This is a genomic window from Streptomyces sp. NPDC048481 (assembly GCF_043200075.1).
In the GTDB taxonomy this organism is placed as follows: domain Bacteria; phylum Actinomycetota; class Actinomycetes; order Streptomycetales; family Streptomycetaceae; genus Streptomyces.
The window spans coordinates 964,968-988,734 of sequence record NZ_JBICXC010000002.1; the positions used below are offsets into that span (position 1 = coordinate 964,968).

Genomic DNA, 23,767 nt, shown 5'->3' on the forward strand with positions numbered 1-23,767 from the left:
TCCATTGTCCCAGACGGCCCCGCGCCCGGGAAAACCGCTTTACCCCCCATGGGATACTGGTCCTGCCCATCCCACCCACGAGGAGAACGGCACCCACTCCTATGGCCTCGGTCACGTCCCTCAGCCACTCCGTCGAGCAGCACCTGTCGTCCGCGATCTCCGCCACCCTGCCGGAGGCCGCCGCGGACCCGCTGCTGCGACGAAGCGACCGGGCCGACTTCCAGGCCAACGGCATCCTCGCGCTGGCCAAGAAGGCCAAGGCGAACCCGCGGGAGCTGGCGACGCAGGTCGTGGCGAACGTGGTGAGCGGTGACGTGATCAAGGAGATCGAGGTCTCGGGCCCCGGCTTCCTGAACGTCACGGTCACCGACCGGGCGATCACCGAGAACCTCGCGGCGCGCTACGCGGACGCCGACCGGCTGGGCGTGCCCACGTCCGCGCGGCCGGGCACGACGGTCGTCGACTACGCCCAGCCGAACGTGGCGAAGGAGATGCACGTCGGCCACCTGCGGTCGGCGGTCATCGGCGACGCGACGGTGCGGATGCTGGAGTTCACCGGCGAGAGCGTGGTCCGCCGCCACCACATCGGCGACTGGGGCACCCAGTTCGGCATGCTCATCCAGTACCTGGACGAGCACCCGCACGAGCTGGACCACAAGGACTCCCAGGTCAGCGGCGAGGAGGCGATGTCCAACCTGGACCGCCTCTACAAGGCCGCGCGCAAGCTGTTCGACGCGGACGAGGAGTTCAAGACCCGGGCCCGTCGCCGGGTGGTCGACCTCCAGGCCGGCGAACCGCACACCCTCGCCATCTGGCAGAAGTTCGTCGACGAGTCGAAGATCTACTTCTTCTCCGTGTTCGAGAAGCTGGACATGGAGATCCGGGACGCGGACATCGTCGGCGAGTCCGGTTACAACGACATGCTGGCGGAGACCTGCCGGCTGCTGGAGGAGTCGGGCGTGGCGGTCCGCTCGGAGGGCGCGCTGTGCGTGTTCTTCGACGACGTCAAGGGCCCGGACGGCAACCCGGTCCCGCTGATCGTGCAGAAGTCCGACGGCGGCTACGGCTACGCGGCGACCGACCTCTCGGCGATCCGCGACCGTGTCTTCGACCTCAAGGCGGACTCGCTCATCTACGTCGTCGACGCCCGGCAGTCGCTGCACTTCAAGATGGTCTTCGAGACGGCGCGACGGGCCGGCTGGCTGAACGACCGGGTGAAGGCGCACCAGTTGGCCTTCGGCACGGTCCTCGGCAAGGACGGCAAGCCGTTCAAGACCCGTGAGGGCGAGACCGTCAAGCTGGTCGACCTCCTCGACGAGGCGGTGGACCGGGCGACGGCCGTGGTCCGGGACAAGGCGGAGAAGGTCGGCCTGTCCGAGCGGGAGATCGCGGAGAACGGCAGGTACGTGGGCATCGGCGCGGTGAAGTACGCCGACCTGTCGACGTCCGCGGTGCGGGACTACAAGTTCGACCTGGACCAGATGGTCTCGCTGAACGGCGACACGTCCGTGTACCTGCAGTACGCGTACGCGCGGATCCAGTCGATCCTGCGCAAGGCCGGCGAGGCCCGTCCGGTCGCCCACCCGGAGCTGGAACTGGCCCCGGCGGAGCGCGCGCTGGGCCTGCACCTGGACCAGTTCGGCGAGACGGTCACGGAGGCGGCGGCGGAGTACGCCCCGCACAAGCTGGCCGCCTACCTGTACCAGCTGGCCTCGCACCTGACGACGTTCTACGACCAGTGCCACGTGCTGTCGCCCGACAACGCGCCCGAGGTCGTGGCCAACCGGCTGTTCCTGGTCGACCTCACCGCCAGGACGCTGCAACGGGGCATGGCGCTGCTGGGCATCAGGACGCCCGAGCGGCTCTGAGCGCCCGCGGCTGCGGCCGCCGAAGACGCGTGCGGCCCGTTCCCTCCCCACACGGGGGGGGACGGGCCGTTGCCGTACACGGCCGCGTCACGGACGGCGGCCGGCGCCTGGCGGCGGCCCGGGGGAACCGTTCCCTCACCACCGCTCGTCCCCCACGGCACAACGGCACAACGGCACTACGGCACTACGGCACTTCGGCCCCGGCGGGAGACCGCCGCAGCGCCCGCCGGGACGCACGAGAGACGGGGAGCGCCGAGGTGGAGGACGAGTCGCTCGCCGACGCCCTGCTCGGGCTGCTGTTCGTCGGAGTGCTCGGGGTGCTCGTCCCCGCGTCGGTCCTCCTGCCGGCGATCGGCGCGGGCATCTGGCTGGCGCACCGCGTCCGGGCGCGGAAGCGGGCCCCCGGGACCGGCGGTCCCGGACTCCCCCCGGACGGCGGCCCGTTGTCAGTACCCGCCCGTACAGTCACCGGCATGGCGACTCTTCCCAACCCGCTGCCCAAGCTCGCGTCCGACCCGAGCGGGCGGTCCCTCGGGCTGCGGCTCCCGCCCGGACGGCTGATCGACTCGACCGTGGAGGGGTCGTGGCACGAGCCGCTGCTCTGGCATGCGCAGCGGTCGGCCGCGCCGGGCAACTGGAGCGCCCTCGGCGGCCCTTCGGCGCGGGCCGGTCTCCTGCCCGTGCTCGTCGACATGGGCGGCGCCCACGGCGGTCCGCACGAGTGGGAGCTGGCGCCGGACGCGATGTCCTATCCGGGCGACCACGACGCCGAGGAGGTGCTGGCCCGGCACTGGGAGGAGTGCGCGGCCGACGGCGAGGAGTGGCCCGGCCCGGCCGCCGCGCTCACCCTCGCCTCCGATCCGGGCACGCGCGCCGCCCAGGTCGCCGACTCCCTGACCGGCGAGGGCGGTTCCCTGTTCGCCGCTCCTCACCTCGCCCTGGTCCCGGCGCGCCGCAGCGCGGACATCCCGGCCGTCGTGGGGTGGACCGGCCCGGTGAACCACGAGGGCGACACGGCCCGCCTCTGCGCGGTGCTGCGCTCCTGGGAGGACCGCTTCGGCATACGGGTCGTCGGGCTCGGCTTCGACGTGCTCGTGGTCTCCGTCGCCGCCCCGCCGGCCACGCTCACCGAGGCGACGGCCGTCGCCGCCGAGCACTTCGCGTTCTGCCCGGACAACGTCCTCCAGGGCGCGGGAGACCTGGCGGCCTACGCCGAACAGCTGGTCGGCGAGCCCGTCTGGTCCTTCTGGTGGGACTGACGGGGACGGCCGGCCCCGGCGGGCCCGGCCGATAGGGCCGATCCCGCCGGGCCGGTCCGCCGGTGAGCCCCGGCGGGGCCGCCGCCGGTCACGCCCGGAGCCCCCGTCCGAGCCTGGTCAGTCCCTCCGCGATCTCCTGCGGCGTCTGCGTCACGAAGCACAGCCGCAGCGTGGAGCGGTCGGCCTCGCCCGCGTAGAAAGGCGCGCCGGGGACGTACGCCACGTCCCTTGCGACGACCTGCGGGAGCAGGGCCGTGGTGTCGTACCGCTCGGGGAGGCGGGCCCAGCAGAACATGCCGCCCTCGGGCCGGTTCCACACCGAGCCGTCCGGCAGCGCGTCCCCCAGCCCGGCCAGCATGGCGTCGCGCCGCTCCCGGTAGACGGCCGCCACCCGGGTCACGTGCGCGTCGAGGTCCCGGACGGCGAGGTAGCGGGCGGCGGCGAGCTGGTTGACAGTCGGCGTGTGCAGGTCGGCGGCCTGTTTCACGATCGTGCAGGCCCGCCGCAGCGGGGCGGGCGCCCGCAGCCAGCCCAGCCGCAGGCCGGGGGCCATGACCTTGGAGAAGGAGCCGAGCAGCACCGTGCGGTCACGGGCGTCCGGGTGGGCCGCGATCCACGGGACGCGCCCGCCCTCGTAACGGAGTTCGCCGTACGGGTCGTCCTCGACGATCCACAGACCGTGCCGGGCGGCGACGGCGGCGACGGCGGCCCGGCGCTCGGCCGGCAGGGTGCGGCCGGTGGGGTTCTGGAAGGTGGGGACGGTGTAGAAGAGCTTGGGCCGCTCACGGGCCACCAGCTCCGCGAGCGCGTCCGGGTCCGGGCCGTCCGCGTCCGCGGGCACGGCGAGGATCCTCGCCCCCGCCAGGCCGAAGACCTGGAGGGCGGCCAGGTAGCAGGGCTCCTCGACCAGCACGGTGTCGCCGGGGTCGAGGAGGGCGGCCGCCAGCAGGGACAGCGCCTGCTGGGAGCCCGTGGTGACGAGGAGGTCGTCGGCGGTCGTGGGCAGTCCGCGGGCCGTCGTCCGCGCGGCGAGCGGCTCCCGCAGCGCCGGCTCGCCCTCGGTGGTGGAGTACTGCAACGCGCGGGCCGGGACTTCCTCCAGCACTTGGCGGAACGCGGCGGCGACGCCCTCGCGGTCGAACAGCTCGGGCGCGGGCAGCCCGCCCGCGAAGTTGATCACCTCGGGGCGGGCGGTGACGGCGAGGATGTCCCGCACGGGCGAACCGCCCACCGACCCGGCACGGGCGGCGAGCGGCGGAGGCGCCACGGCGGACGCGGGGACGGGCGCGGGTGCGGGGGCAGGTGCGGATCCGGGTGTCATGTCCGCACCCTAGAGACATGGATGGCGTCTACACCGGCCTTTTCGGCATACGGACCGCGGTCCGGCGGACGGCTCCCCCGGCGGGTCGGACGTCCCGCCCGGCGTCCCACCGCAGGGCTGTTCTCGCAGCTCAGAGGGTGTGATGACGAACCATCGTCCCGACTTTTCCGAGGACTGTGGAAGCAGGGCGGCTCCGCGGCACAGGCTTGCCCCATGTTCACGCGCTCCGCTCCCCCCACCCCGCACGTCCGCCATGGTGTCCGGCGCCGCGCCCGGCTGCTCGCGGGCGCCGCACTGACCGTCGTCGCGGCGCTCGCGCTCACCGGCTGCCACGACGGCCGGGGCCTGCGCGACGAGGGCCCGTCGGACGCGAGCGCCCTGAACGGTTCCGCGGCGGCGCGCTAGCGCAGCTTGCGGGCCGCCTCGGTGGCCCAGTAGGTGAGGATGTTCTGCGCCCCGGCCCGCTTGATGCCGGTCAGCGTCTCGAGGATCGCCCGGTCGCGGTCGACCCAGCCCTTCTCGGCGGCGGCCTCGATCATCGAGTACTCGCCGGAGATCTGGTACGCGGCGACCGGCACGTCCACGGCGTCGGCGACCCTCGCCAGGACGTCGAGGTAGGGACCGGCCGGCTTGACCATGACCATGTCGGCGCCCTCCTCCAGGTCGAGCGCCAGCTCGCGCAGCGACTCCCGGACGTTGGCCGGGTCCTGCTGGTAGGTCTTGCGGTCGCCCTTGAGCGAGGACCCGACGGCCTCGCGGAACGGCCCGTAGAAGGCGGAGGAGTACTTGGCGGTGTAGGCGAGGATCGCCACGTCCTCGCGCCCGATCTGGTCGAGCGCGTCCCGGACGACCCCGATCTGCCCGTCCATCATCCCGCTGGGCCCCACCACATGGGCGCCGGCGTCGGCCTGCACCTGCGCCATCTCCGCGTACCGCTCCAGGGTGGCGTCGTTGTCGACGCGCCCCTGCGCGTCGAGCACACCGCAGTGCCCGTGATCGACGGTCTCGTCCAGGCACAGGTCGGACATGACGAGGAGGTCGTCCCCGACCTCGGCGCGCACGTCCCGGATGGCGACCTGGAGAATGCCGTCCGGATCGGTCCCGGGCGTCCCGACCGCGTCCTTCTTCGACTCCTCGGGCACGCCGAACAGCATGATCCCGGAGACGCCGGCCTCGACGGCCTCCAGCGCGGCCTTCTTCAGGCTGTCCCGCGTGTGCTGGACGACGCCCGGCATGGCCTGGATCGGCACCGGCTCGCTCACGCCCTCCCGCACGAACGCCGGGAGGATGAAGTCCGCCGGGTGCAGCCGGGTCTCCGCGACCATGCGCCGCATGACGGAGGTGGTGCGCAGCCGCCGGGGACGCGTACCGGGAAAGGATCCGTACTTCGACATGCCTCCTACGCTACGCCCGCCCCGGCAGCCCCTTTGCCGACGCCCTGTCGACCTCTCACCGGTCCCCTGCGTCCGACACGAGGCCCCGACACGAGACGCAGATCGGGCCCCGACGCGAAACAGGGCACGGCGGGACACGGCACGCCGAGGCCCGCACCCGGTCGCCGTCCAGCCTTCACGCAAGGAGAACGCGAGAACGCCCCGCCGTCTGCGACACAGACGGCGGGGCGCACAAGAGGCCGGTCGGGGCGAGGCGTCCCTGGGGCGGGCCGGGGAGGGCGACTACGTGGCCCGCCTGCGCCGGGCCCCCGGGCGTCGCTCGCTCGGCCGGGTGACCGGGTCGCCGGCCTCCCGCGCGGCCGCCCTGCGGCGCAGGCCGAAGTCGGCCAGGGCCTCGGCCAGCTTGAGCACGGACGGCTCGGGAGCCATCACGTCGACCCGCAGCCCGTGCTCCTCCGCCGTCTTGGCGGTCGCCGGGCCGATGCAGGCGATCACCGTGACGTTGTGCGGCTTGCCGGCGATGCCGACCAGGTTGCGCACGGTGGACGACGACGTGAAGAGCACCGCGTCGAAGCCGCCGCCCTTGATCGCCTCCCGCGTCTCGGCCGGCGGCGGCGAGGCCCGCACGGTCCGGTAGGCGGTGACGTCGTCGACCTCCCAGCCCAGCTCGATGAGGCCGGCCACCAGGGTCTCGGTGGCGATGTCGGCGCGCGGCAGGAACACCCGGTCGATCGGGTCGAAGACCGGGTCGTAGGGCGGCCAGTCCTCCAGCAGCCCGGCGGCCGACTGCTCGCCGCTCGGCACCAGGTCGGGCTTCACGCCGAAGGCGATCAGCGCCTTCGCCGTCTGCTCGCCCACCGCGGCCACCTTGATGCCCGCGAAGGCGCGCGCGTCGAGCCCGTACTCCTCGAACTTCTCCCGCACCGCCTTGACGGCGTTGACGGACGTGAAGGCGATCCACTCGTAGCGGCCCGTCACCAGGCCCTTGACCGCGCGCTCCATCTGCTGGGGCGTGCGCGGCGGCTCGACGGCGATCGTCGGCACCTCGTGCGGCACGGCCCCGTAGGACCGCAACTGGTCGGAGAGCGAGACCGCCTGCTCCTTCGTGCGCGGCACGAGCACCTTCCAGCCGAACAGCGGCTTGGACTCGAACCACGCCAGCTGGTCGCGCTGGGCGGGGGCGGAACGCTCACCGACCACGACTATCACCGGCCGGCCGCCCTCCGGGGAGGGCAGCACCTTGGCCTGCTTCAGGGTCTGCGCGATGGTGCCGAGCGTCGCCGACCAGGTGCGCTGCCGGGTCGTCGTGCCGGCGACGGTCACCGTCATCGGGGTGTCGGGCTTGCGGCCCGCCGAGACCAGCTCCCCGGCGGCCGCGGCCACGGAGTCGAGGGTCGTCGACACCACGACCGTGCCGTCGGACGCGCCGACCTCGGTCCAGCAGCGGTCGGAGGCGGTGCGCGCGTCGACGAAGCGGACGTCGGCGCCCTGCGCGTCGCGCAGCGGCACACCGGCGTACGCGGGCACGCCGACCGCGGCCGCGACGCCGGGCACGACCTCGAAGGGGACGCCGGCGGCGGCGCACGCGAGCATCTCCTCCGCCGCGTACGTGTCGAGTCCGGGGTCTCCGGACACCGCACGGACGACCCGCCTGCCGCCCCGCGCGGCCTCCATGACAAGATGTGCGGCATCGCGCACAGCGGGTGTCTCAGCGGTTGTTGACGTGCCGTCAACGAGCGTCGGGAACGGCGTGCCCGTGCCCGCGGCGGAGTCCGAGGAAGGACTCGCGTCCGCGTTCACGACGGCGACGCCGGGCCTGGCGTGCGTCCGCACGACGTCGAGCACCTCGTGCTCGGCGACGAGGACGTCCGCGTGCGCCAGCGCCTCCACGGCGCGCAGAGTCAGCAGTCCCGGATCCCCGGGTCCGGCACCCAGGAAGGTGACGTGCCCGTGTTCGAGGCCAGCGGCTGGAAGGGCGGTGGGGCTCACTGTGCTTGCTCCCCCATCAGACCGGCCGCGCCCTGGGCGAGCATCTCGGCGGCGAGTTCGCGACCGAGCGCCATCGCCCCGTCGTGCGTCTCGGGCACGGGACCGGTGGTGGACAGCTGCACCGTGCGAGAGCCGTCGGGGGTCCCGACGACGCCCCGCAGGCGCATTTCGTTGACAATCTGCCCGTCGGCCAGGAGGTCGGCCAGTGCGCCCACAGGGGCGCTGCAGCCGGCCTCCAGGGCGGCGAGCAGGGACCGTTCGGCGGTCACGGCGATCCGGGTGAACGGGTCGTCGAGCTCGCCGAGCGCGGAGATCAGCGTCGCGTCGTGCGCGGCGCATTCGATCGCCAGTGCTCCCTGGCCGGGAGCGGGCAGAACCGTGTCTATCGACAGGAAGTCGGTGACCTCGTCGAGGCGGCCGATGCGGCTCAGGCCGGCCGCGGCCAGCACCACCGCGTCCAGCTCGCCGTCGTGCACGTACCGGATGCGGGTGTCGACGTTCCCGCGTATCGGCACGGTCTCTATGTCGAGTCCGTGGCCGCGCGCGTACGCGTTCAGCTGTGCCATGCGGCGCGGCGAACCGGTGCCGATGCGCGCCCCGCGCGGCAGGTCGGTGAACTTCAGCGCGTCCCGGGCGACGATCGCGTCGCGCGGGTCCTCGCGCACCGGCACGGCGGCCAGGACCAGGTCCTCGGGCTGCGTGGTGGGGAGGTCCTTCAGCGAGTGAACCGCGAAGTCGACCTCACCCTTGGTCAGCGCGTCGCGCAGCGCGGTCACGAAGACGCCCGTGCCGCCGATCTGCGCGAGGTGCTCACGCGACACGTCGCCGTAGGTGGTGATCTCGACGAGCTTCACGGGCCGTCCGGTCACCCGGCTCACGGCCTCCGCGACCTGCCCGGACTGGGCCATGGCGAGCTTGCTGCGCCTCGTCCCCAGTCTCAGTGGCTTCGTACTCATGCCGCTCATGCCGGCCCTCGGTTCTCTGATGTCTTCTCGGTGCTGTCCTCGGCCCGGGACACGGCGGCCACCGTCTCCTGGTCGAGGTCGAACAGAGTCCGCAGCGCGTCCGCGTACCCGGCGCCGCCGGGTTCGGCGGCGAGCTGCTTGACCCGCACGGTCGGCGCGTGCAGCAGCTTGTCGACGACGCGCTTCACGGTCTGGGTGATCTCGGCGCGGTGCTTGTCGTCCAGGCCGGGCAGCCGCCCGTCGAGCCGGGCGATCTCGCCGGCCACCACGTCGGCGGCCATGGCGCGCAGCGCGACCACGGTCGGCGTGATGTGCGCGGCCCGCTGCGCCGCCCCGAACGCGGCGACCTCGTCGGCGACGATCCGCCGCACCTGGTCGACGTCGGCGGCCATGGGCGCGTCGGCCGAGGCCTCGGAGAGCGACTCGATGTCGACCAGCCGCACCCCGGCGAGACGGTGGACGGCCGCGTCGACGTCCCGCGGCATCGCGAGGTCGAGCAGGAACAGCACCGGCTGCGGCCGGACGAGCGCGGCGACCGGCTCGGGTGTGCGGCGCTCGGGGATGCGGCCGACGGCGGCGGCGGTCGCCGCGAGCGCGGCGATCAGCTCGGCGTCGGCCTCGGGACCGCGCCGGCCTGCGAGCCGCCGGTCCACGGTGGCGTTGTCGACCCAGGCGGCGTGCTGCTCCAGCGTGGCGGCGTCCATGCCGGCGACGGCGGCCTCCCCGATCACGGAGAACCCGTCGCGCTGCACCCCGGACTGCTGGACGGCGGCCAGGTCGAGCGGGCAGTTGTCGTCGATCCCCGCGGAGGCGGGCGGCAGCGGCCGTTCACCGGCCGGGGCGTCCTCCTCGTCGAAGACGACGGGCGCGCCGGTGCGGCCCTCGACCGCCGCCGCGACCGACTCCGCCGTCAGGACCAGGCCCGTGGCCCCGGTGCAGGAGACGGCCACGTCGGCACGTGTCAGCTCGGCCGGCACCGACTCCATCGGTACCGCGCGGGCCGACACGTGTCCGCCGTCGGCCTCGGCCAGTATCCGGGCGAGCCGCTCGGCGCGGTCCAGGGTGCGGTTGGCGACGACGACCTCGGCGACCCCGGCGCGCGCCAGGGTGGCGGCGGCCAGCGACGACATGGATCCCGCGCCGATGACGAGGGCGCGCTTGCCCCGCGCCCAGTCCCGCACGTCCCCGCCCGCGGCCAGCTGCTCCAGGCCGAAGGTGACGAGGGACTGGCCGGCGCGGTCGATGCCGGTCTCGGAGTGGGCGCGCTTGCCGACCCGCAGGGCCTGCTGGAACAGGTCGTTGAGCAGCCGCCCGGCGGTGTGCAGCTCCTGCGCGCGGGCCAGGGCGTCCTTGATCTGCCCGAGGATCTGGCCCTCGCCGACGACCATGGAGTCCAGTCCGCAGGCCACCGAGAAGAAGTGGTGGACGGCGCGGTCCTCGTAGTGCACGTAGAGATAGGGAGTGAGCTCCTCCAGGCCGACCCCGCTGTGCTGGGCGAGCAGCGTGGACAGCTCGGCGACGCCCGCGTGGAACTTGTCCACGTCGGCGTACAGCTCGATCCGGTTGCAGGTGGCGAGGACGGCGGCCTCGGCGGCCGGCTCCGCGGCGACGGTGTCCTGGAGCAGCTTGGACTGGGCGTCCGCGGCCAGCGACGCCCGCTCCAGCACGCTCACGGGAGCGCTGCGGTGGCTCAGCCCGACGACGAGGAGACTCATGCCGGCATCACGGCGGGCACGTCCCCGTCGGGTCCCTGGTCGGGGGAGTCGCTGCGGCCGGCGGGCGCGGACAGGGCGGCGGCCTCGTTGAGCGCGGCCTCCTCGCCGGCCTTGCGCTGCTCGTGGAACGCGAGGATCTGAAGCTCGATCGAGAGGTCGACCTTGCGCACGTCGACGCCGTCCGGCACGGACAGCACGGTCGGCGCGAAGTTCAGGATGGAGGTGACGCCGGCGGCCACGAGCCGGTCGCAGACCTGCTGGGCCACGGACGGCGGGGTGGTGATGACGCCGATGGAGACCCCGTTGTCGGAGATGATCTTCTCCAGGCCGTCGCTGTGCTGGACGGCGATCCCGGCGACCTGCTTGCCGGCCATGGCGGGGTCGGCGTCGATGAGCGCCGCGACGCGGAAGCCGCGCGAGGCGAAGCCGCCGTAGTTGGCGAGCGCCGCGCCGAGGTTTCCGATGCCGACGATCACTACCGGCCAGTCCTGGGTGAGCCCCAGTTCACGGGAGATCTGGTAGACGAGATACTCGACGTCGTAGCCGACGCCCCGCGTGCCGTAGGAACCGAGGTAGGAGAAGTCCTTGCGCAGCTTGGCGGAGTTGACCCCCGCCGCGGCCGCGAGCTCCTCGGAGGAGACCGTGGGCACCGAGCGCTCCGACAGTGCGGTCAGCGCGCGGAGGTACAGCGGAAGGCGGGCGACGGTGGCCTCGGGAATCCCTCGGCCACGGGTCGCCGGTCGGTGAGTTCGGCCAGTTGCCACGGTGCTCCTGCGGGTAGAGCGGGGCTGTGGGCGGTCGTGCGTTCCCGGACCGCCCCGTCGACAGCAGGCTATGTCTTTGTGAACGCGTGCACAAAGATGGTGTCCGATTTGCCCGGCCAACGTGACCGGGGTCACGCGCGTCATTCCAGGGGGCAAAACCGCCACTCTCCTCGTGAATCCCGCCCCCGCGACCAAACCACCATCGATCCTAAGCGACGTTCGGCGCCCCTTGTACTGCTCGGTCAGTTCCTCAGCCGGTCAGCTCCCTGCGCAGCCGGTCCTCGTCCACCCGCCAGAAGGTGTGCTGCCTGCCGTCCACGAGGACGACCGGAATCTGCTCCCAGTACCGGTCGTACAGCTCCCGGTCGTCGGCGATGTCCTTCTGCTCCCAGGGCACGCCGAGCTCCGCGCAGACCTTGTCGACCACCCGCTCGGCGTCGTCGCACAGATGGCAGCCGGACTTGCGGATCAGCGTGACCGACCGGTCGCCCGGCCCGGCCTTGCGTCGAAAGAGGGGACTCATGGAGCCATTCTCGCGCTTTCTCCACGGCGGGGCCCCGGAGAGTTCACCTCCTTCGAACCTCTCCGATCCGGAACCGCCGAACACAATGGCTATGCTCACGCCATGGCCGCTCTAGGATGGCTCACCCCCCGTAGGCGCTCCGCCACGGCGCGGAGCGTGTTGGCAGGCGAGGCCTCGGCGGAGGCAGCCCGCAAGTCCACCCAGGCCCTGGACTCCCAGGACGCCCTGGACGCCTCCGCCCGGGAGCCGCAGTTCCCGGTGCACGGCGACGCGATGGCCGCCGCCTTCTTCGACCTCGACAACACCGTCATGCAGGGCGCGGCGCTCTTCCACTTCGGCCGCGGCCTGTACAAACGGAAGTTCTTCGAGACCCAGGACCTGGTCCGCTTCGCCTGGCAGCAGGCCTGGTTCCGGCTGGCCGGCGTCGAGGACCCCGAGCACATGCAGGAGGCCCGCGACTCGGCGCTGTCCATCGTGCAGGGCCACCGCGTCTCCGAGCTGATGTCGATCGGCGAGGAGATCTACGACGAGTACATGGCCGAGCGCATCTGGCCGGGCACCCGCGCCCTGGCCCAGGCCCACCTGGACGCCGGCCAGAAGGTGTGGCTGGTCACGGCGGCCCCGGTGGAGATCGCCCAGGTGATCGCCCGCCGCCTCGGCCTCACCGGCGCGCTCGGCACGGTCGCGGAGTCGGTCGACGGCGTCTACACCGGCAAGCTCGTCGGCGAACCGCTGCACGGGCCCGCGAAGGCGGAGGCCGTGCGCGCGCTCGCGGCGGCGGAGAACCTGGACCTCTCGCGCTGCGCCGCCTACAGCGACTCCCACAACGACATCCCGATGCTGTCCCTGGTCGGCCACCCCTACGCCATCAACCCGGACGCCAAGCTGCGCAAGCACGCACGCACCCTGGACTGGCGGCTGCGCGACTACCGCACGGGCCGCAAGGCGGCGAAGGTGGGCATCCCGGCGGCGGCGGGCGTGGGCGCGGTCGCGGGCGGAACCGCGGCGGCCATCGCCCTGCACCGGCGGCGCCGGTAGGCGAGCGGCGGGCACGGGGAACGACGGGCACGGAGAACGGCGGAAGCGGCCGCGGCGGTACGACAATCGCCCGGCCGCTTCGTCATTGCGCCCGACAACACTCCACACCCACGAGCAAACCCGGCCAATCCAACGGTCGTACCCCCGTAACCCCGCACGCAGTCCTGTTGTCCGCGGACAGCCACAACACGCCCCGGACCGACCCGAAACCCGAACCGATTCGGTCACCAATCTTTCATCCTGCGTAACTTGATCGAGCGTCAATAGGCCACAGAAGCGACGTAATCGATGATTTGAGCAACTCGGTGTAGCAGGGCCTGTACGAAGCGTTATTCTCCTCAGACGCATTCCGGCACCCCTCCCGTCGTCACGACGGGTGAAAGGTTCCGCACTGCACGTGATGGAAGCTCTGCCTCTGGGAGTCCCGTGTACCCACACGTCGGGGTTGACACCTCGGGCCTGGCTACGCTGCGCGCAACGGTCGCTACGGTCCAGGACCTGTTGCGCGGCTTCGTCCCCACCGCGTACGCCGTCCCCGCCTTCGCCACCGCCGCTCCGGCGGGCCCGTGCTATGCACTGGCGGAAGGCAGCGCCGCGGTCGGCAGAAGAGGACGCCCGACCGGCGCGACCACCGCCCGCCGACCGGCCGCCGACAGCGACAGCGCCCGGATGATGGATCTCGTCGAACGCGCACAGGCCGGCGAGGCCGACGCCTTCGGGCGGCTGTACGACCAGTACAGCGACACCGTGTACCGCTACATCTACTACCGCGTGGGCGGCAAGGCGACAGCCGAGGACCTCACCAGCGAGACGTTCCTGCGCGCCCTGCGCCGCATCGGGACGTTCACCTGGCAGGGCCGCGACTTCGGCGCCTGGCTCGTCACCATCGCCCGCAACCTCGTCGCCGACCACTTCAAGTCGAGCCGTTTCCGGCTGGAAGTGACCACCGGCGAGATGCTCGACGCCAACGAGGTCGAGCGCTCACCCGAGGACTCCGTCCTGGAGTCCCTGTCCAACGCCGCACTGCTCGACGCGGTGCGCCGACTCAACCCCCAGCAGCAGGAGTGCGTGACGCTCCGGTTCCTGCAGGGCCTCTCCGTCGCCGAGACCGCTCGCGTGATGGGCAAGAACGAGGGCGCCATCAAAACGCTCCAGTACCGGGCCGTCCGCACCCTCGCCCGCCTCCTGCCGGAAGACGCCCGCTGACCCGACCCGTCGGCAGGCCACCGTCGGCCATCCCCAACTCACTTTCAGTGAAAGTCCGTTGACTTCCCGATCCGATCATCCGCCGTCCGTAACCCAAGTGCCGCGCCAGTCGTTGTGCGGGATACAGGCTCCCTGTGGTCACGTCCTGGCCGACCCCGATCACCCGATCGTGTGGAACCGGCCGAGGGCGTGCAACCCTCAGAACCCCCGGGGAGTCGACCGTCATGACGAGAGGAGGTGCCGCCTGTGATCGCGAACGTATCGGCACACCGGCGGGCGAACGCCTTCGCCCAGGCCCTGGAGGAGCAGTCCGACCAGGGCACGGCGGCCGAGCAGACCGAAGGATCACCGCCGGCGCCGGCCGCTGCGGACCAGACCGAGCAGGGCCGCGTTCTGGCCCTCGCCACGAGTCTCGCCGAGCTGCCCAAACCGGAGATGGACCCCGAGGTCAAGGTCGTCCAGCGCGCCCAGTTGGTCGCCGCCATGGAGGCCATGCTGCAGGCGGGCACCGCGGGAGGCGAAGCGGCGGAACCCTCGGTGCCGGAGCAACGCTCCCACCGGGCGAAGGGCACACACCGGGCCGGTCCCCTGGGCAAACTGCGACCGCGTTCCCGCCTGGCGAAGGGACTCACCGCGGGCGGCCTCAGCGTCGGCGTCGCGGCAGGGGCCTTCGGCGGCGTCGCCGCGGCCAGTTCCGACGCCCTCCCCGGCGACGGGCTCTACGGACTGAAGCGCGGCATCGAGGACTTCAAACTCAACTACCTGGCCGACGGCGACGACGAACGCGGTCGCACCTACCTCGACCAGGCCTCCACCCGGCTCAGCGAAGCCCGCCGGCTCATGGAAAGGGGCCGCAGCGGCGACCTCGACCACGAGTCCCTCGGCGAGATCCGCCGCGCCCTGAACGGCGTCCAGCACGACGCCACGGAAGGCCACCGCCTCCTCCACGAGGCGTACGAACGCGACCCGCACTCCCTGGGCCCCATCCAGGCCCTCGACGCGTTCACCCGCTCGCACCGCGAGGCCTGGGGCGCCCTGCGGGACCGCCTGCCGGTCCAGCTCGGGGACGTCAGCCAGCAGGTCTCCTCGGTCTTCGAGGCCATGGACGAAGAGGTCGCGCCGCTTCAGTCCCTGCTGCCGAAACCGCCCGCCCCCGGCGGTGGCGCCCGCCACGGCACCGGCCCGGCGTCCACCGGCGCCTCGGAGAGCGGCCGCTCCACCAGCCCCGGCGCCGGCCCCGGCAAGGAGTCGGCCGACACCGGCGGCACCACCCCCGGCACCCCCGGCAAGTCCTCCTCCGGCGCCGCCCGGGACGACGGGGGCCTGCTCGGCGGTGACACCGGCGGCCTGCTCGACCCGCCGAAGGACAACGGCGGCAGCACCGCCCCGGACAACACCCCCAGCACCCGGCCGGACGTCACCCTCCCGCCCCTCCTGCCCGGCCTGCTCCCGGGCCTGGGCATCGACAGCGAGGACGCGGACTGACGACGCCGACCGGCGAACCGCACAGCGGTGGGGCGCCCCTTCTTCCGGGAAGGGGCGCCCCACCGCTGTGCGGGCCTCGGCCGGCCGCGCCGGACACCGCCCGCCGGCCCACCACCCCGCCTAGAAGAACACCGACCGCCGCTGCACCAGCAACTTGTAGAGCGTGTGCTGGATCTGCTCCCTGACCTGGTCCGTCAGGTTGAACATCAGCATCGGGTCCTCGGCCGCCTCCGGCGGGAAACCGTCCGTGGGGATCGGCTCGCCGAACTGGATCGTCCACTTCGTCGGCAGCGGGATCGCCCCCAGCGGGCCCAGCCACGGGAACGTCGGCGTCAGCGGGAAGTACGGGAAACCCAGCACCCGCGCCAGCGTCTTGGCGTTGCCGATCATCGGGTAGATCTCCTCGGCCCCCACGATCGAGCACGGGATGATCGGAGCGCCCTGGCGCAGCGCGGTCGACACGAAGCCGCCCCGGCCGAACCGCTGGAGCTTGTACCGCTCGCCGAACGGCTTCCCGATGCCCTTGAAGCCCTCCGGCATCACCCCGACCAGCTCGCCCTGGCCCAGCAGCCGTTCCGCGTCCTCGGCGCAGGCGAGCGTGTGACCGAGCTTGCGGGCCAGCTCGTTGACCACCGGCAGCACGAACACCAGGTCGGCGGCGAGCAGCCGCAGATGCCGGCCCGCCGGGTGGTGGTCGTGGACGGCGACCTGCATCATCAGCCCGTCCAGCGGCAGCGTCCCGGAGTGGTTGGCGACGATCAGCGCCCCGCCCTCGGCCGGGATGTTCTCGACGCCCTTCACCTCGACCCGGAAGTACTTCTCGTACACCGGCCGCAGCAGCGACATCAGGACCTGGTCGGTCAGCTCCTCGTCGTAGCCGAAGTCGTCGACCTCGTAGTCGCCCGTGAGGCGCCGGCGCAGGAACGACAGGCCGCCCGCGATGCGCCGCTCCAGGCCGCCGGCGCCCCCGTCCTCGCGTTCCTGCCCCTGTTCCTCACCCGTCACAGGAACATCATCCTGCCCGGCCGCCCTGGTGGGCAGGGGCTGGACCTCTCCGGCCTCGCCGATCTCCCGGACCGGCGCGGCCTCGCCGTTCCTGCGCCGGCCGCCCCCGCCCCGGCGCCGGGGCGGCCGCGTCGCCGCGCTCCCGCGGGACCGGTCGTCGTCGAACGGAATGACCTTGGCGTCCGCCATCGTTGCTGCGCTCCTCAGTTGGCGCTCGGCGTCGGGGGGTGGAGCGGTGCGGCGGCCGGATCGCGGCCCGGCAGCGGCAGCGCGGCGATCCGGTCGACGGCCCCGGCGACGGCCTCGGGAGGCAGCAGCCCCGGCCCCTGGCTGCGCGCGAAGTCCTCGAACGTCCCGGCCGTGGTGTAGCGGGGCTGGAACCCCAGCGTCTCGCGCATCTGCACGGTCGACACGACCCGCCCGTGGGTGAGCAGCCGGATCTGCTCGGGCGAGAAGTCCGTCATGCCCAGCGTACGCACCAGGGAGCCCGCCCAGGTGACGGCCGGCAGCGGCAGCGGCACGGTGGGCCGCCCGAGCCGCCGCGAGCACTGCGACAGCAACAGCACGCCGTCCCCGGCGATGTTGAAGGTGCCGCTGTTGAGCGTGCCCCGCTCCGGCTCGTGCGAGCCGATCCGCAGCACCTCGATCACGTCGTCCTCGTGTACGAACTGAAGCCGGGGGTCGTACCCGAACACCGTGGGCAGCACGGGCAGCGCGAAGTACGCGGCGAGCGGCGTCTCGGCGGTCGGCCCGAGGATGTTGGCGAACCGCAGCACGCACACGGCGACGTCGGGCCGCCGCCGGGCGAAGCCGCGCACATAGCCCTCGACCTCGACGGCGTCCTTGGCGAAGCCCCCGCTGGGCAGCGACTTGGCGGAGGTGGTCTCGGTGAACACGGCCGGGTCGCGCGGCGCGGACCCGTAGACGTTGGTGCTGGACTTGACGACCAGCCGCTTCACGTCCGGCGACTTCTGGCAGGCGCCGAGCAGCTGCATGGTGCCGATGACGTTGGTCTCCTTGACCGTGGTCCGGCTGCCGCCGCCCAACGCGGTGCCCGTCACGTCGAGATGGACGACCGTGTCCGCGCCGGTCTCGGCGAGCACCCGCGCGATGGTCGGCTGGCGGATGTCGGCCTGGATGAAGTCGGCGCCGCCGAGATGGTGCTCGGGCGGCACGGCGTCCACCGCGACGACCCGGTCGACCTGTGGATCCCGCAGGATCCGCCGTACGAACCGGCCCCCGAGCTGACGGGCCACTCCGGTAACGAGCACGACCTTTCCCAAGATCAGCGCCTTCCTTCCGTCCTGGAACCGCCTGGCTACCCTGCCGCGTTCCCCGTCTGCGGGCCAACTTAGCGGGTCGATATTGCGCTGTGGTGACCGGCCGACGCCCGACGTGACGGAAACCGTCGGTCGCGCGACCGGCCCGGCCACCGCGCCCGTCCCGGCATGCGCACGGCGTTCAGCCGAGCGCACACGCCCGGACATGCGTGTGGCCCCCCACCGATAACACGGTGAGGGGCCACACGACGCTTACGCGGCTCGCGTCGCGAAGAAGTAAGTACGTTCGCTTACTTCTTGTTGCGACGCTGAACGCGCGTGCGCTTGAGCAGCTTGCGGTGCTTCTTCTTGGCCATCCGCTTGCGCCGCTTCTTGATAACAGAGCCCACGACTACCCTCGCTCACTTCTCATCACTCGGTGCTGGGCGCCATGGGCCCATACGACCTACGAGGGGCTAGCCTACCCGCCCGAGCGCTGAGGTCGTAATCGAGGGACGGGAGGGGTCCGGGACGGCCCTGCGGCCGGACCCCTCCGCCCTGCCGCCTGCCCTGCGGACAGGCCTGGCCGTCAGGCGGTTTCCACCCCCACATAGCTCTCGCGGAGGTACTCGTGAACCGCTTGCTCGGGGACGCGGAAGGACCGCCCCACCCGGATCGCGGGCAGATGACCGCTGTGCACCAGCCGGTACACGGTCATCTTCGACACTCGCATCACCGAGGCGACCTCCGCCACGGTAAGGAACTGAACCTCGTTCAGAGGCCTCTCGCCAGCTGCAGCCATGACACACCTGAACCTTCCGCACTCGACTCGACGGCCACCGGCTTCCCCTTCCGGTGACTCTTCGTCGCTGCGTGCTCACTCCCCAATGTAGGGGCGGGTGATGCGAGTGGGGAAGAGGTGCACGCATCAGCGGCCTACTCGGACAGACACGCTCGATTGAGTACGTAGCGGGTCAGCGGCTCGTAGTGGGCGGAGCGTACGGCGTCGTCAAGTGGAACGACCACGGAGACGGTCCCCTCGGCCTCCCCGACGAACGGCGCGGGATCGTCGGCGTCCGCCAGCCCGATCGCCTCGAACCCCAGCTGACCTGCCCCGCAGACCCATCCATGGTCACCGATCACCAGCTCGGGGAGCCGCCCGCCGTCCTCCGCGGCCGCCGCGAGCGCCGCCCGAACCGGCAGCGGGGAATGGCTGTGCACACCGGTCGCACAACCGGCGCGTTCGGCGCCGGCCTCCCGGACGACGGCGACGCCCCGGACGTACGCGAGACGGTGGGTGCGTAGGCCGAACCGGGTCGTTATGTCGACACAGTGACCCTGCGCCGGGCTGAGGACATCACATCCCGCCGTCGACAAAGCGTCCGCGAGCGCGGCGTAGAAGCCCAGCAGCCGATGCGGATGCCCGGTCCCGAGGAGCACCCGGCCGCCACGCTCGGCGACCGAGGCGAGCCGGTCCGCGAAAGCGTCCAGTGCGGCCAGCGTCCGTTCGGGATCGATCACATCATGCCCCGAGACGCACCCCGGATCGGCCGAAACCCCACACTTGTCCGCCATCAACGCCAGCAGCTCCCGCTGCCCCCAACACCGTTCGGGATCCAGCCCGATCAGCACCCGCGGATCCCGCGCGGCGAAGAGCCGGTAGCGGCGCAGGCTCTCCTCCCGGGAGGTCGCCACCACCCCGGCCAGCCCCGCAGCAAGCAGATGCGCCCGAAGGGCCGCGGTACTCGACACGCAAGCGATGCTGACGGACGCACAGCGGGCCGCGGGCGAAAACGGGCCCGACACCGCACGGTCGGCGTAAGCCCTTCGGCCCGCCGGCCCCGCACACTCCTGCGCCCTCACCCCGCCCCTACGACCCTGCCGGGCCCGCGCGACGCGCCGGCCCCTCCAACCCCCCATTCGCCCCGCACCGCCGCTCGCGCCTACGCCAGCAGACCGCGCAGGGGGAACACCGCCCGCCGGGTCGCGAGCACCGCCTGGTCCAGCCGGTCGGCGGGGTCGTATCCCGCCTCCCATTCCGCCCACCCCACGGGCCACCGCCCGTCGGTCATCCGCATGGGGCCCAACTGCCGCGTACGGGCGAAGACCTCCTGCCGCCACCCCTCCGGGATCACCGTCTCCGGCGCGACCGGCGTCCCCGCCGCCACCGCCACCAGATGCGCCCAGGACCGCGGCACCACCTCCACCACGGCGTAACCGCCACCGCCCAGCGCCACCCACTTGCCCCCGGCGTGATCGTGCGCCAGCTCGTGGCAGGCGACCTGGACCGCCCGCTGCGCGTCCAGCGACACCGCGAGATGGGCGAGCGGATCCTCGAAATGCGTGTCCGCCCCGTGCTGCGTCACCAGCACATCCGGCCGGAAATCGGCGATCAGCTCCGGCACCACCGCGTGGAACGCCCGCAGCCACCCCGCGTCCCCGGTCCCCGCCGGCAGCGCCAGATTCACCGCCGACCCCTGCGCCGCGTCCCCGCCGGTCTCCTCCGGCCAGCCCGTCTGCGGGAACAGCGTCCGGGGATGCTCGTGCAACGAGATCGTCAGCACCCGCGGATCGTCCCAGAACGCCGCCTGCACCCCGTCCCCGTGATGCACGTCCACGTCCACGTACGCCACCCGCTCGGCCCCCAGCTCCAGCAGCCGGGCGATCGCCAGCGACGCGTCGTTGTACACGCAGAACCCCGACGCCCCGCCCGGCATCGCGTGGTGCAGACCGCCCGAGAAGTTCACCGCGTGCTGCACGTCCCCGCGCCACACAGCCTCCGCCGCCCCCACGGACAGCCCGGCGATCAGAGCCGACACCTCGTGCATCCCCGCGAACGCCGGATCGTCCATCGTCCCCAGCCCGTAGGCCTGGTCCGCCGCCCCGGGATCCGCCGACGCCGCCTTCACGGCGTCCACGTAGTCCTCCCGGTGCACGAGCCGCAACGTCGACTCCCCGGCAGGCTTCGCCGCGACGACGTCCAGCGCCAGGTCCAGCCCCAGGGCCCCCACGAGCCTCCGGGTCAGATCCAGCCGGACCGGATCCATCGGATGCCCGGGCCCGAAGTCATAGCCCGTTACTGCCTCGTCCCACATCAGCTGTGCGCGGCCGCTCATGCCCGTCACCGTATCGGTCCGGCCGAGGAGCGAACGAACGGGCGTACGCCAGCGTCACCAGCACCAGCACCATCGGCACCGCCATCGCCCCGCGGTAGCTCCACGCGTCGCCCAGCGCGCCCACCAACGGCGAACCGACTAGGAACCCGACGTAGTTGAAGATGTTCAGCCGCGCGATCGCCGCGTCGGACGCCCCCGGGAACAACCGGCCCGCCGCCGCGAACGTCTGCGGCACCAGCACGCACAGCCCCAGCCCCACCAACGTGAAGCCCAGCATCCCCGCCCACGCCCCCGGAGCGACCGCCACCACCGCGAACCCGCCCGCCGCCACCAGCGCCCCCACCCGCACCACGGCCGCCGCGCCGAACCGCCGCACCCCGAAGTCCCCGATGGCCCGCCCGAGCAGCGTCGTCACCATGTACACGTTGTAGGGGACGGTGGCCAGTTGCTCCGAACCCCCCAGCACGTCCTGCAGATACTTCGCGCTCCAGTTGGAGACCGTCGAGTCCCCGATGTACGCGAAGGTCATCACCAGGCACAGCGGCAGCAGCATCCGGAAGACGACCCCCGAGCCACCGCCCCCCGCCTCCGCCCCCGCATCCTCGCTGCCGCCCCGGCCCGCCACGCCCTCGGCCCCGGAGCCCCCGTCGACGTACCACCGGCTCCCCACCAGCGCGGCCGGCAGCAGCACCGCCACCACCGGCAGATACGACACCCACAGCGCCAGATGCCAGTGCGCCCCCGCCCACGCCAGCGAGGCCCCCACGATGCCGCCCAGGCTGTACACGGCATGGAAGCCCAGCATGATGCTGCGCCCGTACGCCCGCTGCAGACTCACCCCGAGCATGTTCATCGAGGCGTCCAGCGCACCCACCGCCAGCCCGAACACCGCCAGCGCCGCCCCCAGCCCCGCCATCCCCCGCCCCGCCCCGACCCCCACCAGGGCCAGCAGCACCACCGGCTGGGACCAGCGCAACAGCACACTGGCCGGTATCCGCTTCACCAGCTGCTCGGTCGTCACGCTCCCCACCCCGGCCAGCACCGGCACCGCCGCGAGGAAGACCGGCAACAGCGCGTCCGACACGCCGTACCGGTCCTGGATGGCCGGGATCCGGGTCACCAGCAGCGCGAACGCGGCCCCCTGCGCGAAGAAGCCGAACGCCAGAGAGGCCCTACCGCGCCGCAGCACATCTGTCATGGCGGCGAGCGTAGGGCCCCGGCGTACTCGTGGGTAGATCCAGCCAAAGATGAGTTCTCCTCACCTTCGCCGGGCGTCACCGGGCGAGGGCGACCTCCAGCACCTCGGCCTCGGCGTCCGCGTGCTGAGCCCGGACCTTCCTGGCCTCGTCGGAGACCATCGCCTCCATCGGACCGGCGCCCAGCGCACCGCCGGCCACGATGCCCAGGCCGATCGCCACCACCATGATCACCGAGCCCAGCCACACCATGGTGTCCACCGGCACCGTGTACGCGCCGACGATCCGCACCACGCACTCGGCGAGCAGCACCGCGCCCCACACCAGCGAGAAGGCCCGCTCACGCCTGCGGAAGTCCGCCGACGCGACCGCGGCCCCGCTCTCCAGCCGCGCCCAGGCCGCCTCACGCACCGCGTCGCTCTTCACCAGGAACGGCTTCAGCCCGGCGGTCATCATCGGCCGCCCCAGCACCACGGAGACCAGGATCCCGATCCCGACCGTACTGCTGACCCCGCTGTCCTTCGCGAGCATCAGCCGCGGGTCGCCGGAGACGAAGCTCAGCACCAGACCCACGATGTTGACGACGAGGATGAGCCCGGCGAGACCGTTGACCGCCCGCTCCCTCACCGCGCTCCACAGCGTGCGCCCGGCCGGCACCACGCTGCTCCAGGCGAGAGCGGCGAACGTGCTCATCCCGAAGGCCTCCTTGAACAGGTAGTACGACCCGAGCGGCACCGCCACGTCCACGAGGAGCGGGGCGAAGGCGTTCTGCTTCTTGTGCTGGTTCGTCGTCATGCCCTTAGCTTCGCCGCCGGGAGGGGTCCCCCAGTAGAAACGAACGTCCGGAGCTCGGCATGACAATCGTCAGGTCCCGGACGGCCGGGCCGTCAGACCAGCAGGTCGGCCAACTGCCCCAGATCCGAGATGAGTTGGGTGGCCCCCGCGAGCCTCGCGGCGGGCGTCATCGCGGTGAACCCGTACACGTCCATGCCCGCCGCCACGGCCGCCCGCACCCCCAGCGGACTGTCCTCGACGACCACGCAGCGCTCCGCCGGCACCCCCATCCGCTCAGCCGCGTGCAGGAACAGATCGGGAGCCGGCTTGCCCTTCCCCACGTCCTGCGAGCTGAAGACCCGGTCCTGCGAAAAGAAGCGGTCCAGCCCCGTCTTGCGGTGCCCCACCCAGATCCGCTCGTGGCTGCCGGAGGAGGCGACGCAGTACGGCACTCCGTCGGCGGTCAGCTTCGCGAGGACGTCCACGGCCCCGGGCACGGGCTCCAGCTCCCGCTCGAAGGCCGCGAACACCCGCCGGTGGAAGGTGTCGTCGAAGTCCGCCGGCAGCCGCTGTCCGGTCCGCTCCAGGACGAGTTCGTGGATCCGGTGCATAGCGGACCCCATGTAGTCCCGGATCGAGTCCTCGTAGGACGTCGGATGCCCCAGCTCCGTGAGATAGGCCGCCAGATGTCTGTTGGAGATCGGCTCGCTGTCCACGAGCACGCCGTCGTTGTCGAAGATCACCAAGTCGTAGCGCATGCCTGAACCCTAAGCGACCCGGGAATAGGGGCCCGGAAACGCAGAAAACCCCCGCACCAACGGTGCGGGGGTTTCCCATAAAATTTGTTCGGCGGTGTCCTACTCTCCCACAGGGTCCCCCCTGCAGTACCA

General features: G+C 72.3%; 22 protein-coding genes. 6 read left to right on the forward strand and 16 right to left on the reverse strand.

The annotated features are described in order from the left end of the window. Window positions 1-101: 101 nt before the first annotated feature. Window positions 102-1,868 carry an arginine--tRNA ligase gene (gene argS / locus ACGFSH_RS10545; RefSeq protein WP_393346880.1) on the forward strand — a complete coding sequence of 589 codons (1,767 nt, stop codon included), beginning with the start codon at window positions 102-104 and terminating at the stop codon, window positions 1,866-1,868. Between the two features lie 473 nt (window positions 1,869-2,341). Then, window positions 2,342-3,127: a DUF4253 domain-containing protein gene (locus tag ACGFSH_RS10550; RefSeq protein WP_393347000.1), complete on the forward strand. Its 786-nt coding sequence runs from the start codon at window positions 2,342-2,344 to the stop codon at window positions 3,125-3,127. Between the two features lie 88 nt (window positions 3,128-3,215). Here the strand turns inward: ACGFSH_RS10550 and ACGFSH_RS10555 are convergent, their stop codons facing one another. Continuing rightward, window positions 3,216-4,448, reverse strand: a complete 1,233-nt coding sequence (locus tag ACGFSH_RS10555) for a PLP-dependent aminotransferase family protein (RefSeq protein ID WP_393346882.1) — start codon at window positions 4,446-4,448, stop codon at window positions 3,216-3,218. Between the two features lie 213 nt (window positions 4,449-4,661). Here ACGFSH_RS10555 and ACGFSH_RS10560 point away from each other — a divergent pair, with 213 nt between their 5' ends. Continuing rightward, window positions 4,662-4,853, forward strand: coding sequence for a hypothetical protein (locus tag ACGFSH_RS10560; protein WP_393346884.1), 192 nt, complete (start codon window positions 4,662-4,664; stop codon window positions 4,851-4,853). On the opposite strand, the gene hemB is transcribed toward ACGFSH_RS10560, so the two are convergent. From hemB to ACGFSH_RS10590, 6 genes are all read right to left on the reverse strand, one after another. Further along, entirely contained in the window at window positions 4,850-5,842 is a 993-nt protein-coding gene (gene hemB, locus ACGFSH_RS10565; RefSeq protein WP_393346886.1) for a porphobilinogen synthase, read from the reverse strand. The genes ACGFSH_RS10560 and hemB overlap by 4 nt on opposite strands. 282 nt (window positions 5,843-6,124) lie before the next feature. Continuing rightward, the gene (locus ACGFSH_RS10570) at window positions 6,125-7,831 is read right to left on the reverse strand and encodes a uroporphyrinogen-III synthase (RefSeq protein ID WP_393346888.1); all 1,707 of its coding nucleotides are present in this window, start codon (window positions 7,829-7,831) and stop codon (window positions 6,125-6,127) included. Next, window positions 7,828-8,787, reverse strand: coding sequence for a hydroxymethylbilane synthase (hemC, locus tag ACGFSH_RS10575; protein WP_393346890.1), 960 nt, complete (start codon window positions 8,785-8,787; stop codon window positions 7,828-7,830). Before hemC ends, ACGFSH_RS10570 begins: the two co-directional genes overlap by 4 nt. A gap of 5 nt (window positions 8,788-8,792) precedes the next feature. Then, window positions 8,793-10,511: a glutamyl-tRNA reductase gene (locus ACGFSH_RS10580; protein WP_393346892.1), complete on the reverse strand. Its 1,719-nt coding sequence runs from the start codon at window positions 10,509-10,511 to the stop codon at window positions 8,793-8,795. Beyond that, a complete protein-coding gene (locus ACGFSH_RS10585) occupies window positions 10,508-11,275 on the reverse strand; it encodes a redox-sensing transcriptional repressor Rex (RefSeq protein WP_393346893.1) in 768 nt (255 codons plus the stop codon). Before ACGFSH_RS10585 ends, ACGFSH_RS10580 begins: the two co-directional genes overlap by 4 nt. Window positions 11,276-11,525: 250 nt before the next feature. Continuing rightward, window positions 11,526-11,798: a glutaredoxin family protein gene (locus tag ACGFSH_RS10590; RefSeq protein ID WP_393346895.1), complete on the reverse strand. Its 273-nt coding sequence runs from the start codon at window positions 11,796-11,798 to the stop codon at window positions 11,526-11,528. 102 nt (window positions 11,799-11,900) lie between these two features. Between ACGFSH_RS10590 and ACGFSH_RS10595 the strand changes: the two genes are divergently transcribed. The 3 genes from ACGFSH_RS10595 to ACGFSH_RS10605 all read left to right on the forward strand — a co-directional run bounded on the left by ACGFSH_RS10595 (window position 11,901) and on the right by ACGFSH_RS10605 (window position 15,527). Next, complete coding sequence (locus ACGFSH_RS10595) at window positions 11,901-12,836, forward strand: HAD family hydrolase (RefSeq protein WP_393346897.1); 936 nt, start codon at window positions 11,901-11,903, stop codon at window positions 12,834-12,836. A gap of 426 nt (window positions 12,837-13,262) precedes the next feature. Beyond that, entirely contained in the window at window positions 13,263-14,042 is a 780-nt protein-coding gene (locus ACGFSH_RS10600; RefSeq protein ID WP_329412435.1) for an ECF subfamily RNA polymerase sigma factor, BldN family, read from the forward strand. A gap of 246 nt (window positions 14,043-14,288) precedes the next feature. Beyond that, complete coding sequence (locus ACGFSH_RS10605) at window positions 14,289-15,527, forward strand: DUF5667 domain-containing protein (protein WP_393346899.1); 1,239 nt, start codon at window positions 14,289-14,291, stop codon at window positions 15,525-15,527. Between the two features lie 120 nt (window positions 15,528-15,647). On the opposite strand, the gene ACGFSH_RS10610 is transcribed toward ACGFSH_RS10605, so the two are convergent. The 9 genes from ACGFSH_RS10610 to ACGFSH_RS10650 form a co-directional block, all read right to left on the reverse strand. Continuing rightward, entirely contained in the window at window positions 15,648-16,721 is a 1,074-nt protein-coding gene (locus tag ACGFSH_RS10610; protein ID WP_393346901.1) for a lysophospholipid acyltransferase family protein, read from the reverse strand. Window positions 16,722-16,735: 14 nt separating this feature from the next. Further along, window positions 16,736-17,815 (reverse strand): NAD-dependent epimerase/dehydratase family protein, encoded by a 1,080-nt coding sequence (locus ACGFSH_RS10615; protein WP_393346903.1) that lies wholly within the window; start codon window positions 17,813-17,815, stop codon window positions 16,736-16,738. Between the two features lie 287 nt (window positions 17,816-18,102). Continuing rightward, window positions 18,103-18,201 (reverse strand): 30S ribosomal protein bS22, encoded by a 99-nt coding sequence (locus tag ACGFSH_RS10620; protein ID WP_003948845.1) that lies wholly within the window; start codon window positions 18,199-18,201, stop codon window positions 18,103-18,105. Window positions 18,202-18,380: 179 nt separating this feature from the next. Continuing rightward, window positions 18,381-18,593: a helix-turn-helix domain-containing protein gene (locus ACGFSH_RS10625; RefSeq protein WP_004984898.1), complete on the reverse strand. Its 213-nt coding sequence runs from the start codon at window positions 18,591-18,593 to the stop codon at window positions 18,381-18,383. Between the two features lie 134 nt (window positions 18,594-18,727). Then, window positions 18,728-19,543, reverse strand: a complete 816-nt coding sequence (locus ACGFSH_RS10630) for a phosphatase (RefSeq protein ID WP_393346905.1) — start codon at window positions 19,541-19,543, stop codon at window positions 18,728-18,730. Window positions 19,544-19,734: 191 nt separating this feature from the next. Then, the gene (locus tag ACGFSH_RS10635; protein ID WP_393346907.1) at window positions 19,735-20,907 is read right to left on the reverse strand and encodes an acetoin utilization protein AcuC; all 1,173 of its coding nucleotides are present in this window, start codon (window positions 20,905-20,907) and stop codon (window positions 19,735-19,737) included. After that, the gene (locus ACGFSH_RS10640; protein ID WP_393346909.1) at window positions 20,858-22,105 is read right to left on the reverse strand and encodes an MFS transporter; all 1,248 of its coding nucleotides are present in this window, start codon (window positions 22,103-22,105) and stop codon (window positions 20,858-20,860) included. Before ACGFSH_RS10640 ends, ACGFSH_RS10635 begins: the two co-directional genes overlap by 50 nt. Before the next feature lie 76 nt (window positions 22,106-22,181). Then, the gene (locus ACGFSH_RS10645) at window positions 22,182-22,898 is read right to left on the reverse strand and encodes a VC0807 family protein (RefSeq protein ID WP_393346911.1); all 717 of its coding nucleotides are present in this window, start codon (window positions 22,896-22,898) and stop codon (window positions 22,182-22,184) included. Window positions 22,899-22,990: 92 nt separating this feature from the next. Next, window positions 22,991-23,635: an HAD family hydrolase gene (locus ACGFSH_RS10650; protein WP_393346913.1), complete on the reverse strand. Its 645-nt coding sequence runs from the start codon at window positions 23,633-23,635 to the stop codon at window positions 22,991-22,993. Window positions 23,636-23,767 lie beyond the last annotated feature (132 nt).